The following is a 13,540-nucleotide window of genomic DNA, read 5'->3' as shown; positions in this document are numbered from 1 at the left end:
CAGCAACACCCAGCTCCACAATTCAACTCAACCACAACATGAGTTCCATAGAAAAGAGATGCAAGTGCGCAAAGTATCCACCGCGACAGTGACTGTCGCAGCGGCAGCCATGCTCGTCCTCTCCGGGTGCTCCGGCCGCGGTGAAGCGGCAGAATCCGCCGCAGCGGGCTTCGACAAGGGAGCAACCATCGGTGTAGTACTTCCAACCAAAACATCCGAAAACTGGGTTCTGGCCGGGGACCTCTTCACCAACGGCCTCAAAGACGCAGGTTTCAAGGGCGACGTCCAGTATGCCGGGGCGTCCAGCTCCGTCGCTGATCAGCAATCCCAGATCACCTCCATGGTCACCAAGGGTGCCAAAGTCATCATCATCGGTTCGGTCGACGCCGGCCAGCTCGGCTCCCAAGTTAGGGCCGCCCACGACGCCGGCGCAGTCGTCATCTCCTACGACCGCCTGATCACCAACAGCGCCGACGTGGATTACCACATCGGATTCGACGCAGCCAGGGTCGGGGAACTTCAAGGACAATCCCTCCTTGACGGGCTTAAAGAGCGGTTCCCGAACAAGACGAGCTACAACGTCGAGCTCTTCTCCGGCTCCCCGGATGATTCCAACTCGGCAGTCTTCTTCAACGGTGCCATGAAAGTCCTCAAGCCAAAGATCGAGGACGGCACCATCAAAGTCGTCTCCGGCCAGACAGACATCAAGCAAACTGCAACACAGGGATGGCTCCCGCAGAACGCCCAAATCCGCATGGACACCCTCCTGGCCGGCACCTATGGCTCAGCCGAGCTCGACGGTGTCCTCTCCCCGAACGACGCGATCGCCCGGGCCATCCTGACCTCGGTCAAGAGCACCGGCAAAACGCTCCCCGTTGTCACCGGTCAGGACTCCGAGGTCGAATCAGTGAAGTCCATCATGGCCGGCGAGCAATACTCGACGATCAACAAGGACACCCGTCTACTGGTCAAAGCGAACATCGAAGCGGTCGAGGCCCTGGCCAGCGGACAAAAGCCCAAGACCACTTCCGACGTCAACAACAACACCAAGCAGGTCCCCGCCAACCTCCTGACACCACTGATCGTCACCAAAGCCAACGCCACTGAAGCCTACGCGAACGACCCCACCCTGTTACCGCTCACCAAATAGCAGCACCACAGGGCAGGACAGGAGGCGGGCTGACCCCAACGGCCAGTCCGCCTCCAGCCGCCTCACCACATCCTCCAAACCACTTCACTCCAGATCGGAGAACACATGGCACTGTCCATGCCGCTATTGGTCGCAGAAGTTACCGCGGCCGATCGGGTAACACTGGAAGAAATGCTCGACGAAGCAGAAATGCTCGCCAGGCACGAAGCCATCAAGACGGGTGCAGGCGGCATCCTGGTCACCCGCCACAGCCACGACCGCTTTACCATCACCCTCACCGACGCTGTGCCGTACGGCACCACACGCATGCTGACCTGCTGGTGAGCGATCACAACGCCGAATAACGTCCCCAAGACCCGACGGGTCGATACCTTCAGTACGAGAAGAAGCTCGCTAATCATGACAACTAATGGCGCACTGCCGCAGATACTCGAACGCATCAAGTCGTTCGACAAAGTTATTTGGGACTTCGACGGCGTCCTCTCCGAGACAGAAGTTCTGCACCAGGAAAGCTATCGACGTGTAGCATCCGATCTCGGCTTTGTCCCCACCGGTGACTGGTACACACCACTTATCGGCAACACAGCCTTCAACAATTGGGGCACGCTCATCAAGTGTGGACTGCAGGCGACCACGGCAGATATCCCGGAGCTTGAAGCGCGACGCGAGCAGCTCTTCACCTCACTTGCCGGCGCCGGACTGCGTTTTAGCAACATCGGCGAGATCCTCGTCTTCGCTTTTGACGCCGCGGGCATACAACAGGAAGTTGTCTCGAACGGTGACCTCTCACTCATCGCGGAATCCATCGGGCAGTGGGGATATGACGGGGTCCTGCACGTCGTGGAGCGCCAGCCCGACGCCGACAAACTGGCCCTTCTCGAAGCCCGCGCCCGCCCAGGAACCATCACCTTCGACGACACGGACCGATACCTCCGCGCGGCTGAACAAGCCGGAGCACACGCTGTCGGCGTTCGTCATGGTCACAACAGCCATTGCGTGCTCACTGATCCTGCCTTGAACATCGACGACGGCCGCGACTTTCCCGTCCGTTCCAACGAATGCCTGCAATTGTGAACACGGACGCCCGCAGCACGTCACTACGTCGAGAACTTCTCTTCCAAGGTCGCCGAGCGCAGTAGTCCACACGCTTGTCGTTGTGTGCACGTCGAAGCCGAACAGTTTGCCGGTAAGGCCTTTGCAGGGCCAACGAAAGCTTCTGGACTTCGCGGGGCGGTGGTGCCACTATGGCCGCAGAGGCGGCCGCCGCTTGGGCCACACGGCTCTAAACCGGACGTTGGAGGGACCATGTCAGGGACTGTCGATCTGCTTTTGGAGCAGTACCATCGTGCGCTTGATGCCGTGGTCTCGGGTAATTCTGCACCCATGAAAGAGCTGATTTCCAGGCGAGATGACGTCACGCTCGCTAATCCGCTTGGGCCGCCTGTCCGGGGCTGGGAAAACGTCGAGAAAACGATGGATCATGCGATTTCCCATTTTCGCGAGGGTGAGCCGACACGGTTCGAGCGGATTTCAGAATTTGTCGGAACTGAACTTGCCTACATTGTTGAATTGGAACGCACGCGGGTAAAGATTGCGGGGTCCGACGAGTTGGTACCGATAGCCCTTCGGGTGACAACGATTTTCCACTTGGAAGACGGAGCCTGGAAAGTCCTCCATCGCCACGCTGACCCCATAACTGCTCCCAGATCAATCGAAACCATCGTTCAGTAGTGAGAGAAGCAAGGCGGACCATTCCTTCTGGCTCAACAACCCCAGAAACCGCTGTCGAGAGCCGCCTCCGGCCGATGTCCAATAGTCGATAACTGACACTCCCTAGGCTGCCATGGCTCAGGCTCCGTATGATCTTTGCATGGGCTTCGACCAGGTGGTTCCAGAGTGTCGACGTGCGCAGTCGGACGGAGCTCCGATATGCGAAATCAGCATTAGCTCTATGTCACGCACGAGCGATGAACCGCCGGAAGAAGTTGGGGTGAAATTGGCCTAACGCCGAAAATGCAGCCAACGTTATTTGCTTCGAGCACGCGAATTCCAAACTCAGGACCCTGCCCCTCGGAGCCTCGCTCGCGATGTCGTCTGTCCGGGATGGGCGCTGCTCGATGCTTGCGGCCGTGCGCGATGCCGGATGACCGTCAACGATGATGTAACCATGGAATATGTATCCAGGGTGGCGGGTCCGCCGCTCGACGGGCTGATCGACGACCTCTACTATCTGGAGGGTGTCCCGCCGTACTCCCGGTTGTTGTTGCCGGCGGCGCCGGCGCCTTTGCTCATCGTCAACCTCGGAGCGCCGTTTCTCATCCGCGCAGGCACCGACATAGAGGCTGTGGAATACACCGACGGCTGCGCGGTCTCCACTCCCACCCGTGCGTGGGAGTTCGGCTACCCAACCCCTACCCGGTCCGTTGGCGTCCATTTCAAGCCGTGGGGGCTGGCACCGTTCCTACCTATGTCTGCTGTCAAGTTATGCGATCGACCGGCGACTCTGGAACAGATCTGGGGCCGCCCCGCTATCGCTGATGTGCTCCAACGACTGACCTTGGCGGAGGCGCCCCACGAAATGCTATTGGTGTTGGAGGAGGAACTGGTGCGACGGCTTCGGGCGGTGGACGGCATGGACATCGTCCGTGACATGAGCAGGGCTATCGCGTCAACCGGCGGATCGGTGCCTATCAGTGAACTCGGCATGGCAGCCCGCGCCAGCAGCACCTACTTGGCGAAGCGGTTCAAGGAGGTCGTCGGCGTCACTCCGAAGCGGCTGGCACGCAGCTACCGCTTCACCTCAACGGTGTTGGCGATCGAGGTCGGTGCACTGATCGACTGGGGCGACGTTGCTGCCCGCGCGGGTTACTTCGACCAGGCCCACTTCGTGCACGAGTTCCGGGAGTACACCGGGCTCACTCCGACCCGGTATGTCGAAGTCCGGCAACGTTTTCTGCGCGAGCATCCCTACCATGCGCTGGAGGGCTGGCCACTGCCGGCCGATTGATTTCTTACAAGAGCGACCTCTCACGATGAACGAGACTTGGGACTACACATAGAGGAGGAACCAATGGGGAAAGTAGTCATGAATGCGTCGGTCTCGGTGGATGGCTTTATCGCGGCTGAGAACGATGATCCCGGTCCGCTATTCGAATGGCTGGTCAGCGGTGACGTGCCGCTGGATGAGAGCGGCGTATTGAACGTGTCGCAAGCGTCCTACGACCACGTCCGGCCTTACTGGGACCAGATCGGGGTGACGATCGCCGGACGCCTTGTCTTCGACATGACGGACGGTTGGGACGGCAAGCCGCCGAGCGGTGTCGACCACGTGGTCGTCGTGACGCACAGGCCGCCGCCCGAGGGCTGGGACCCCAACGCGCCTTTTCACTTCGTTCACGGCATCGAAGAGGCCGTTATCAAGGCGAAGGAGCTAGCGGGTAACCGTACTGTGGAGGTCGCTGCTGGCGACGTCGGCGGCCAAGTGCTCGCGGCGGGTTTGGTGGACGAGGTACGCATGGACGTCGCACCCGTCGCGCTCGGGTCCGGCAAGCGCTACTTCGGCTCCATCGACTGCCAGTACCTGCTGGAAGACCCGGACATAGTTATTCAGGGCAATCGGGTGCTTCACCTGCGCTATCGCGTGCGCCGTTGACGGTCTGAGTGGGCACGCGAAGAAGTCCACTGCGACGGTGATACGAGATAATGTCTCCTGCTGCGTTTGTGCATCACTGTCTGGGACACAAATGAAAAATGAAGTGTGGATAGTGTCCACACACCGCATTCAAGACTGCCTAGTACACCTCCCACCCGACTCCGGGGTACCGGAATCGGCGCTCGGCGAAAGCGAGTGGCCCAAGTCTGGTCACTACACTTGACCAAGTTTGAGCTGGACCAGGCGCTGCTGAGCAGCGTTCACTGTGGCAGTTGTATCAGCCATTCCTTTATGGTCCGGGCCTCCGGCAGGACCTCGCGCGTTGCCTGCGTACTCATGTCGAATTGCCCGGTCCGCAGCCATCGCCACATGGTGGTGAGGTCCTTTCCCACGAACCGTTCAAACAGCTTCTCCGGCATCGGCAACCCGCGGGGTTTTCGTCCGGTCTGTTTCTGCCAGAGGGTGCGGCACTCGTCTATTGACCGAACGTCGGATGCCAGTCCCAACACCGCGCCGCTCCACCGTTCGGGGTCGGCGAACATCCGGGCGGCGATGGCACCCAGATCGTCAACACACAGCCAGCCGACCGGCCGGGTCGGGCCCATCAGCTTTGGCATCAGGTGCCAGGTGGAAAACTGCGGGTAATAACCTTTGTCCGTCATCAGTTCCATGAACGCCATAGGCCGGAGCACGGTGAGCGGCAGTCCCAGTTCGCGGAAGCGCCGGGCGATGACCAGCTTCGAGTCCCAGGAGCCGACGCCTGTGGGCTGGTTGCTGACTCCTGCCGCCCCGTACACCACGTGGCGTATGCCCGCTTCAGCTGCTGCCTCCGCCACGTTGCTGCCTTGCCGGACCTCTGCGTCGATTCCACTGGTCATAGGATTCTGGACGTTGAAAAGCCCGATGGCCCCTTCGAACGGCGTCTGAAGAGAGCCCGGATCCTCGGTGTTGGCCTGCTGAACCTCAGCGCCGAGCGCGTGCAGGGCCTGTGAAGCGTCGCTGGACGGATTTCGGGTCAGGGCCCGCACCTGCCACCCGTCTTTGAGGAGGTGACGGACCACAGCCGATCCCTGCCGGCCGGTCGCACCGACCACTGCCACCACACCCGGAGTGTCCCTGCCCGAGGAAAAAGCCATGACTTAGTATCCCATTCGGGCCGAGGATTTGACCTCGAACGGAAGGAACGGCCCACGCCCCATCCGGATGGATGAGAGCGGCGGTTTCGAAAGCTTCTCGGGGATTCATCGGCGGCTCGGCGGCCGGAGCAGATGACACTGGTGGTCTCGACTGGGCGAAAAAGCAGTGTGGATAGTGTCCATACTTTCCAGCTCGGACTGCCCCGTACACCCACCGGATTGCCCCGGATTCCGCATGTTTCCCCACCTCCCACCCTTTCCAAGGCTCGGAATCCCGTTCGAGTCCCACCTCGGGCACAGCAAACCCGCTGGGCGCAACATGCCGTGAAGAACCTGTGCTTAGCACCGCCGTCACCGGAAGCCTGGCCGGTCCACTGTCCCTGTGCTTAACCAGGATGAATACAAACGGAAAGGCACCCCGTATATATACGGGCGCCTTTTCGGCAAGTTTCTCTAAGGGTTCGGCTGAACGTTTCGTTGCAGCGTGAATGTCGCTTCACGTCCGGACGACTGTACAGTCAGGACAAACGATGGTCCCGACCCTCCGCGGTCCGACCCTAAGTCGCGGTGATTCGCCCCACCATCAACTACGGGCAGAGCGTGCCACGTTGACTCGTCCACATCGCTCACGTCAGAAAGCTTCGACGTGCGCTCGTACATGGCTGCCATCCTCGCTCAGCCAGCCTTTGCCGGCGGCATAGACCAGCATGTTGGCAAAGCGATAGTTCCATCCCATGCCGATCCGCCCGGCGCACTCGTTGCGAATCCAATCAACCGACACCAGTACGTCGCCGTCGTCGAGCCGTCCGGCGGAAGTCGTCTTGAGCAAGGCGGGGAGCTTGTCTCTCGCCGCTTCGGACAGGAGCACCTTAAAGCTGGTGCAGTCGTCGGGCTCATCCAGGGCTACGGATCCGGGGCTGACGCGAACGTGCACGGCGGACTCCTTTCAATCGGCAGTGAATTTGTGCTTGTTTCCACTATGCCGAGAGGCGGGAAGCGTCAGGAAGACGAGCTTTTGGATAGCCGGTATTGCCGGGACTTATGCCTTGCTGGAAGGCTCCTGGGCGCTGGCCGCTAGGTAGGACGTCACCATGCCCGAGAGCTTTTCGGAGATTTCGGGCCAGTCCAGTTTGCCGCTGCCTTCCATGGTGCTTCCCAAACCAAGTCGTCGAGCAATGACGCTGTAGGCAACGTTGAAGCACCAATCGATCTCATCTTGGCCAAGGTAACCGCCGGGCCATTTGCGTAACACGGCCGTGAAGTTGCCTGCGTGTACTGCATGCGATGCTGCACCTCTTTGGGAGATGGTTTCATCGTTGGTTGCTCGGAGCATGAAGGGGCGAAGAATGTCCGCGTAACGCCTGAGAAGTTCGATGGTAGCGTCCATGGCCTCGCGGACCACGGCTTCCAACCCATCCTCCGGGTGGGACGGAAGGGCCGCAAAAAGATGGTTGGAGACGGCGTCGATGTCATCCATTTTCCGGCCATGGGCCACGCTTACGAGGTCATCCTTGCCTTCGAAGCGCGCATAAATGGAGCCGATGGACACGCCTGACCGGGCGCTGACGTCAGCGAGGGTGAAGTCGTCATTGCCCCGTTCTTCGAGCAGGGCCAGGGCCGCCTCGATCGTTTTTTCAAACGACTGGCGGCTCCTGGCCTGCTTAGGTTCGCGGGACTTGGTCTCCGGAAGGGTCACAACGCGATCCTACAGAGAATTCCGTCATCAGAGGCACTTCGGGATACGCGAACCTCCCAATCTCCGGACGGCACGGTCCATCCCGATCCCGAAGAGTCCCATCGCCTGAACCCCAGGGCGTCCAAGGCAATCTTTGCCTCGGAGGTCTCCCCGGCCACCACTGCAACGGCAGTGAAGCCGGCAAGCCTGAATTCCGTCTCGCCGGGCGCCTTCGCGTAGGCCTGCAGGACGTCACGCCCATCCGAGGGACCGGTGTTGGTGACGACTGCCCGAACGGAGACGCCGCTCACGCCGAAACAAGCAGGTTCCCGCCGGGCAGTGCCGACGGAAGCGACCGCATCCACCAGCTCAAAGGTGGTGTAACCAAGGCCGTACCCGAACGCGTAGCGGGGCTGACGTTCCGCAGGCTGGAAGTGTCGGTAGCCCATGGGCTCACCGGCTGCGTAGTCCAGCGTTAGTTCGGCATCCAACCCGGTTCCCCACCCGGGGATATCTTCATCGCGGAGTGGGAAAGAAACCGGCAGGCGCCCTGAAGGAGCAGCGTTACCGGTCAGGACCGAAGCCAATGCGGGGCCAAATTCCTGCCCGGGGAACCATGCCATGAGCACAGCCTTGACCTTGTCCGCCCAGGGCAGGAGCACCGCCCTGGAAGCATTGACCACCACAATGGTTTCCGTAGCGACTTCAGTCACCGCATCAACCAGACGGTTACTGGCCGGGTCGAGTGCCGCCGTCGTGCGGTCTGCACTTTCACGTGATGATCCCTGCTCGTCACCAATGACGATGACCACGGCATCGGCGCGGGCCGCGATTTCAACCGCTGCATTCAGGGGGTCGCTGACTTGTGCGGGTGTTGCGACGGCGGTGATGGCTTGTACGCGTCCGGGCTGGAAAGCCATGTCGATGACCACTTGGACGTTCCCGGCGGGAAGGTCCAAAGCAACTTCCCGGGTGTCTGCGCGGGCTACGACTCCCATGACGTCATCGGGTGCGGGTGGAGGAACCACCAACACCTCGCTGCCGTCTACCCGAAGGGAACTAACGCCGGTTCCACCCGCACCCAGGGTCCACCGGGTCGCGGCGGGGAGGTTGAAGTGCGCGGTGATCCGGGCGCGCCCTGGAACCCCGGCACCAAGACCTGGAACGGGACCGAACCAGACGAATGCTGATGCCTTGCGCACCTCGCTGTAAAGGACGTTTTCCGCGTCGCCTGCTGCCAGGACCTCCAGAAGCACTCCCGGCGTGCCGTCGGGTGCTGTGCTGCCAAGATCCGTGAGGGACAGAGCCGACGACGGCGCGGCGCCCGGTTCGTAGAGAACCTCCACACCGGTCCCTGCTGCTTGGCGGATGGCCTCCAGCGGGGTGACTACCTCGCCTTCGGGACGGACAGTGGCAAACGTTCCGCCTTGGAAGCACGGCTTGTCCGCGTTGGGTCCTACGACCGCCAGCGTCTTGACCCGTGACATGTCCAAGGGAAGGACATTGTCCTTGTTTTCGAGCAGGACGAAAGACTCTGCGGCTGCCTTCCTGAGGATTTCCCGTTGCTCTTCCTGACTGCGGTGATGAGCGGGTGCTGGCGCAGTTCCGCCCGAACGGTGGCCGGTTCGATCCGCGAGTCTGGTGAGACGTTCGACGGCGTCACGCAGCCTTGGCGCCGCAACGTCACCTGCGGCAACCGCCTCCCCAAAGCGTGCGCCAAGGTAAGTGGCGGGGCCGGGCATTTCCAGATCCAGGCCGGCATTGGCGGCGGCGATTGTGTCGTCCACGCCGTACCAGTCTGAAACGACGACTCCGTCGTACTTCCATTCATCCTTCAAGACGCTGATCAGTTCTGCGTTCTGGGAGCAGTGGGTGCCGTTGACCCGGTTGTAGGCCATCATCAGCATCCATGGGTTGGCCGTCCGAACGGCAGCCTCGAACGGCCTCAGGTATGTTTCGCGCAACGTGGCCTCATCCACGCGGGAGTTCATCCGGCGTCGTTCCGTTTCGGTGTCGTTGGCCACGACGTGCTTGGTGCATGAGCCCACGCCTTGCGATTGAACCCCGTCCACCCAGGCCGCGCCCAGCACGCCTGTTAGGAAGGGGTCCTCGGAAAACATCTCAAAACCCCGACCCGTGAGTGGAGAGCGCGGCATGTTCAGATTTGGTCCGAGGATGGCCGACACTCCACGCTCCAGACCTTGCTGGCCGATGACCTGGCCGACTTCCGAGACCAGCTCCGGGTTCCAAGTAGCACCGAGGGCCGTGCCCGAGGGCATGATCAGTGAGGTGTCGCGTTCGTCCATGGCCTTGCTGACGATCCCCAAAGGACCATCCAAGAGGACCATTTCCCGGATGCCGGCGGCTGGGCTTGCTGACGTGCTCCAGCCGTTCAGGCCACCAGTGAGTTCTGCTCCAGTGAGGTCCGGGTCAGCCGCGTCTGTTTCTTGTTCGCTGGTGGCAGCACCCGCCGTCACAGTGCCGCAACCTTCTCTGAGTCAGCAGCAGATTTCGTGGCCCGCAGCAGGGGCTGAACGCGCTCTGAGAAGAGCCGCATTGTCTGAGCTGTGAAACGGCGGCGTTCCTCTGTCAGCGGACCGCCCATGATCGCCATGAGGACGTTGCCGATACCCAGGTCAGCGTACTTTTGCAGCTCGCCGGCTACCGTTTCCGGGCTGCCGTAGAGGCACCACGTGCCCTTGTAGCCTTCAGTCCGGGCATCCGGCGTTGAGCGCAAATCCACGCCGCTGAGTGATTCGGCCGCTTTGTTGGCAGCGTATTCGCGCTCAACGGTCTCCTGGTACTGCTCAAGGATGATGTCCATCTCGGCGGCCGCTTGCTCGTCCGTTTCCGCAATGTGCACATGCTGGTACGAGTGGGTGGTCCACTCCAGGGCCGCCTTGACTACCTCATCTGAATGGCCGGCTGCTTCAAGGGCGTCACGATAGATGCCGAAGTTCTTCTTCACTTCCTCGTAGGCGTTGCCGCTGTCAATCACCGGAGGCGTGAAAGCGAGGATGAAGGCGGGCTGGGCGTTCTTGGCGGCGCGTTCAACGCTGGAAGGACGGGCGGCGACGGACATGACGCGCGGCTCAGGCCTGGTGTACGGCGTGGGCACGATGCGGGAAACCACGGCTCCACGGTAGTGGCCGTTGTCGAATACCACCGGATCATCGCCCGGCTTCTTGGCCCAGAGCCGCTCTGCGATCTCCAGGTTTTCATTGGCCAGGCGTGAGCTGTCCTGGTAGTTCACTCCGAAGCCGATCATTTCTTCCGGCGTGGTTCCACTGCCCACACCCACCAGCAGCTTGCCACTGGTCAACTGGTCCAGCAGTGCCAGGCGCTCCGCGAAGCGGACGGGGTGGTGGAGGGCGAGGGTCTGCACCGAGAATCCGAAGTGCATGCGTTCGAGTTTTCCGGCCAGGTACGCCGCAAAGACGAAGGGATCACTGGCGGGGGGAGCGTAGCCGGTGAAGTGATGGTCGGGGAGGAAGACGGCGTCGAAGCCTTTCTGCTCGGCATCGACTGCGTGCTCCACCATCGCCTGCATGACGGGGCGGTCTTCTTCCGGGCCGCGGGAGCGGGAGGTGAGGAACAAAGAGAAATGCATGGAAACTCCTGAAGTTAATGGATATGTCAGGCGGGGACGTGTTGTGCCGTGTGCAGCTCGAACGTCGGTTCTGCCTCGGGTTGTATTGATGGTGAAGTATTGGTGGTGGTCTGGGCGTCGAGTTGGGCAGCGGCACGCGCAACGAGCCGACGGAACCACTGATGCCCCGGGTCCGCGGACTTCGAAGGGTGCCACCAGGCGCATTCCACCAAGGTGGGAAGGCTTATTGGCAGCTGCATGATCCTGACTCCCGCCACGGAAGCCAACATTCGAGCAAGCCTCTCCTGGACGAGGGCCAGGCGGGCTGTTCCTGCCACGGCGAAGGGCAGCATCAGGAAACTGTCAACAATGATGTCCGTTTTCTCGCCCAGTTGGAGGTCATAGACCCTGCGGTCGGCCAGCGTTGAATCAACCTCGGCCCCGAAAAGCCGGGCCCACCGGGCATCCCGCATCTCCTCAACAGTCAACGTTCTCTCCGGTGATGTGGCTCCCGTGACGCATACCCAGTTGTCCGTGAACAACTCGGTGTGCGGGAAACCGGAGAAATGACCCTTGGGGATCAACATCAGATCGGCAGACTGGAGCGTCTCCTTGATGCGTTCCACTGCCTGCGGGGTGACGGCATCAAAGTGCACCTGCACGCCGGGGGCTTCCTCTTGAAGCATGCTCATTAATTTCCCGGACAACGCCGTGAGGCAATAGTCCGAGGTGACAATCCGGAAGCTCCGGGTGGACAGTGCAGGATCAAAGACAGCCTGTGCGTCAAAGGTCCTTTCCACCATGCGCAGTATCTGTGCAACGTCTTCTTTGAGGACCTGGGCCAGGGGGGTGAGCTCATAGGCTGCACCAACCCGCGTCAGCAATTGGTCATCGAACTGCCGGCGAAGCCGTTGCAAGGAGGAGCTCATGGCTGGCTGACTTATGCCAATCCTGGCGCCTGCCCGCGTGACGTTTTGTTCTACGAGCAGCGCGTCCAGGGCAACCAAGAGGTTGAGGTCCGCAGTCAGAAGGTTGACCATGAGATTCTCCAAATCCGAATTAGAATACTGATACTAATTATGAGACGCGTCACACCCCGGGTCAATAGCCTTCGTCGTTTAGGGTGCGCTGGGTCGCGGGGGAGTACCTCCGATCGCTTCTGAGATCGCCTTGGCCGAGGCCAGCAGCCGGTCGCGGCATTCCTCCAAACGGGCCACGGAATCAGTTCCTGAGAACCCGTTAAGCGTCAGCGTTACTGCAACCTGCCCTTCGGAATCGAAGATCGGTGCGTGCAGGGAAGTGACTCCCGCAGGATCGTCCAGTGATGCCGGCCCTGATGACGCAGCCCTCTCAATGAGGAGAGGTAATACTCCGCTGAGATCAGGTGATGCGGTGTCGCTGGGGACGTGCACGATGCGTTCGAATTCAGCTGCTGCCCCGACGTCCACGGATACGGCGTAGCCCACGGCCCGGACTTGACCAAGCTCTGCGTGCGCAAGTTTGGCGTCAACTTCGCCCACCACCTCGCGGGCGTTGTCGATCCATCGCTTCTCAGCGGCTTCACCGGCCCACGCAACGTGCAGAGGTGCCAGGGGAGCGGCAAGGCCAAAGGAGACACCTACGCGTGATGGCGAACCACCAGGGGAGCTGTTGACGCCGGCTGCGGTGAGGACCACCACGGAATCCTCAACGACACCGCTGACCAGGACTTCCAGCTTCAGCTGATCAGCGAGCGCTTCAATGACCGGGCGGGCGGCATCAGCGGCCTTGACATGCCTGGTGAGGGCGGTCGCGGGGGAAATGATGGAAGGAATGGTGAAGGAACCGTAGCCGCCGCGGAGGAACAGCAGCGGCAGTTCCCGGGAGGAACCGACTCCCAGTGCCTTGACGCGTCCAATGACGATGTCGTGGTCGCCGGAGCGGATGACGTCCTCGATGTCGCAGTCAATCCAAGCGGCCGCACCCTCCAGCCGTGGGCTGCCGGATGGTGTGTCTCCCCACTGGTTGGCGCTGAAGCGGTCCTCGGCTTTCCGGGAGAAGGCTCGGCAAACTTCCTGCTGTCCAGCGGTGAGGATGTTCGCGCAGAAAGAACCGGTTTCCCGGATCTTGGGCCAACTTGTGGAGCGCACATCGGGCATGAACGCCACCAGGGGCGGATCCAGTGAGACGGAACTGAACGTTCCCACCACCATTCCTGCGGGTTCGTCGTCGCTGAGGGCAGCCGTAATCAGGGTGACGCCGGTGGGGTACTGGCCGAGGACGTAGCGGAACCAGGCAGCGTTCTCGGGGCTGGTTTCCTGCGTCTCGGCAGTGGAAGCACGGATGCTCTGTGTCATCG

Annotated in this window: 13 protein-coding genes; 6 read left to right on the top strand and 7 right to left on the bottom strand. The window is 61.2% G+C overall.

The genetic code is table 11. From position 1 onward, the window contains the following. Positions 1 to 64 precede the first annotated feature (64 nt). The 6 genes from ACIQTW_RS12420 (at position 65) to ACIQTW_RS12395 (ending at position 4,802) form a co-directional block, all read left to right on the top strand. Positions 65 to 1,150: a substrate-binding domain-containing protein gene (locus tag ACIQTW_RS12420; RefSeq protein WP_402937189.1), complete on the top strand. Its 1,086-nt coding sequence runs from the start codon at positions 65 to 67 to the stop codon at positions 1,148 to 1,150. A 105-nt stretch (positions 1,151 to 1,255) separates the two neighbouring features. After that, positions 1,256 to 1,474: a hypothetical protein gene (locus ACIQTW_RS12415; RefSeq protein ID WP_402937187.1), complete on the top strand. Its 219-nt coding sequence runs from the start codon at positions 1,256 to 1,258 to the stop codon at positions 1,472 to 1,474. A 75-nt stretch (positions 1,475 to 1,549) separates the two neighbouring features. Continuing rightward, positions 1,550 to 2,224, top strand: a complete 675-nt coding sequence (locus ACIQTW_RS12410; RefSeq protein ID WP_402937186.1) for a hypothetical protein — start codon at positions 1,550 to 1,552, stop codon at positions 2,222 to 2,224. A 231-nt stretch (positions 2,225 to 2,455) separates the two neighbouring features. Further along, a complete protein-coding gene (locus ACIQTW_RS12405) occupies positions 2,456 to 2,881 on the top strand; it encodes a YybH family protein (protein WP_402937184.1) in 426 nt (141 codons plus the stop codon). 436 nt (positions 2,882 to 3,317) lie between these two features. After that, positions 3,318 to 4,157 (top strand): AraC family transcriptional regulator, encoded by an 840-nt coding sequence (locus tag ACIQTW_RS12400; protein WP_402937183.1) that lies wholly within the window; start codon positions 3,318 to 3,320, stop codon positions 4,155 to 4,157. Between the two features lie 63 nt (positions 4,158 to 4,220). After that, on the top strand, positions 4,221 to 4,802 hold the full coding sequence (locus tag ACIQTW_RS12395) for a dihydrofolate reductase family protein (protein WP_402937181.1): 582 nt from the start codon (positions 4,221 to 4,223) through the stop codon (positions 4,800 to 4,802). 260 nt (positions 4,803 to 5,062) lie between these two features. On the opposite strand, the gene ACIQTW_RS12390 is transcribed toward ACIQTW_RS12395, so the two are convergent. From ACIQTW_RS12390 to ACIQTW_RS12360, 7 genes are all read right to left on the bottom strand, one after another. Next, the gene (locus ACIQTW_RS12390) at positions 5,063 to 5,938 is read right to left on the bottom strand and encodes an NmrA/HSCARG family protein (RefSeq protein WP_402937180.1); all 876 of its coding nucleotides are present in this window, start codon (positions 5,936 to 5,938) and stop codon (positions 5,063 to 5,065) included. A 631-nt stretch (positions 5,939 to 6,569) separates the two neighbouring features. Continuing rightward, complete coding sequence (locus ACIQTW_RS12385) at positions 6,570 to 6,872, bottom strand: hypothetical protein (protein ID WP_402937179.1); 303 nt, start codon at positions 6,870 to 6,872, stop codon at positions 6,570 to 6,572. Positions 6,873 to 6,977: 105 nt separating this feature from the next. Continuing rightward, complete coding sequence (locus ACIQTW_RS12380) at positions 6,978 to 7,634, bottom strand: TetR/AcrR family transcriptional regulator (protein WP_402937177.1); 657 nt, start codon at positions 7,632 to 7,634, stop codon at positions 6,978 to 6,980. Continuing rightward, positions 7,631 to 10,090, bottom strand: a complete 2,460-nt coding sequence (locus ACIQTW_RS12375; protein ID WP_402937175.1) for a beta-glucosidase — start codon at positions 10,088 to 10,090, stop codon at positions 7,631 to 7,633. Before ACIQTW_RS12375 ends, ACIQTW_RS12380 begins: the two co-directional genes overlap by 4 nt. Further along, complete coding sequence (locus tag ACIQTW_RS12370) at positions 10,087 to 11,223, bottom strand: LLM class flavin-dependent oxidoreductase (RefSeq protein ID WP_402937173.1); 1,137 nt, start codon at positions 11,221 to 11,223, stop codon at positions 10,087 to 10,089. Before ACIQTW_RS12370 ends, ACIQTW_RS12375 begins: the two co-directional genes overlap by 4 nt. A gap of 26 nt (positions 11,224 to 11,249) precedes the next feature. Beyond that, positions 11,250 to 12,242: a LysR family transcriptional regulator gene (locus ACIQTW_RS12365; RefSeq protein WP_402937172.1), complete on the bottom strand. Its 993-nt coding sequence runs from the start codon at positions 12,240 to 12,242 to the stop codon at positions 11,250 to 11,252. A 78-nt stretch (positions 12,243 to 12,320) separates the two neighbouring features. Next, positions 12,321 to 13,538: a flavin reductase gene (locus tag ACIQTW_RS12360; protein ID WP_402937170.1), complete on the bottom strand. Its 1,218-nt coding sequence runs from the start codon at positions 13,536 to 13,538 to the stop codon at positions 12,321 to 12,323. Positions 13,539 to 13,540: the final 2 nt, after the last annotated feature.

The sequence above is a fragment of the Paenarthrobacter sp. NPDC090517 genome (genome assembly GCF_044769165.1).
GTDB lineage: Bacteria > Actinomycetota > Actinomycetes > Actinomycetales > Micrococcaceae > Arthrobacter.
The sequence above is the reverse complement of the archived record's forward strand: the minus strand, read 5'-3'. Positions and strand labels throughout refer to the sequence as shown.

Bases quoted from the DNA above. Each gene is read 5' to 3' on its own strand.
- ACIQTW_RS12365 (WP_402937172.1), bottom strand. From the start codon at position 12,242: ATGGTCAACCTTCTGACTGCGGACCTCAACCTCTTGGTTGCCCTGGAC.
- ACIQTW_RS12390 (WP_402937180.1), bottom strand. From the start codon at position 5,938: ATGGCTTTTTCCTCGGGCAGGGACACTCCGGGTGTGGTGGCAGTGGTC.
- ACIQTW_RS12395 (WP_402937181.1), top strand. From the start codon at position 4,221: ATGGGGAAAGTAGTCATGAATGCGTCGGTCTCGGTGGATGGCTTTATC.
- ACIQTW_RS12405 (WP_402937184.1), top strand. From the start codon at position 2,456: ATGTCAGGGACTGTCGATCTGCTTTTGGAGCAGTACCATCGTGCGCTT.
- ACIQTW_RS12370 (WP_402937173.1), bottom strand. From the start codon at position 11,223: ATGCATTTCTCTTTGTTCCTCACCTCCCGCTCCCGCGGCCCGGAAGAA.
- ACIQTW_RS12360 (WP_402937170.1), bottom strand. From the start codon at position 13,538: ATGACACAGAGCATCCGTGCTTCCACTGCCGAGACGCAGGAAACCAGC.
- ACIQTW_RS12415 (WP_402937187.1), top strand. From the start codon at position 1,256: ATGGCACTGTCCATGCCGCTATTGGTCGCAGAAGTTACCGCGGCCGAT.
- ACIQTW_RS12410 (WP_402937186.1), top strand. From the start codon at position 1,550: ATGACAACTAATGGCGCACTGCCGCAGATACTCGAACGCATCAAGTCG.
- ACIQTW_RS12400 (WP_402937183.1), top strand. From the start codon at position 3,318: ATGGAATATGTATCCAGGGTGGCGGGTCCGCCGCTCGACGGGCTGATC.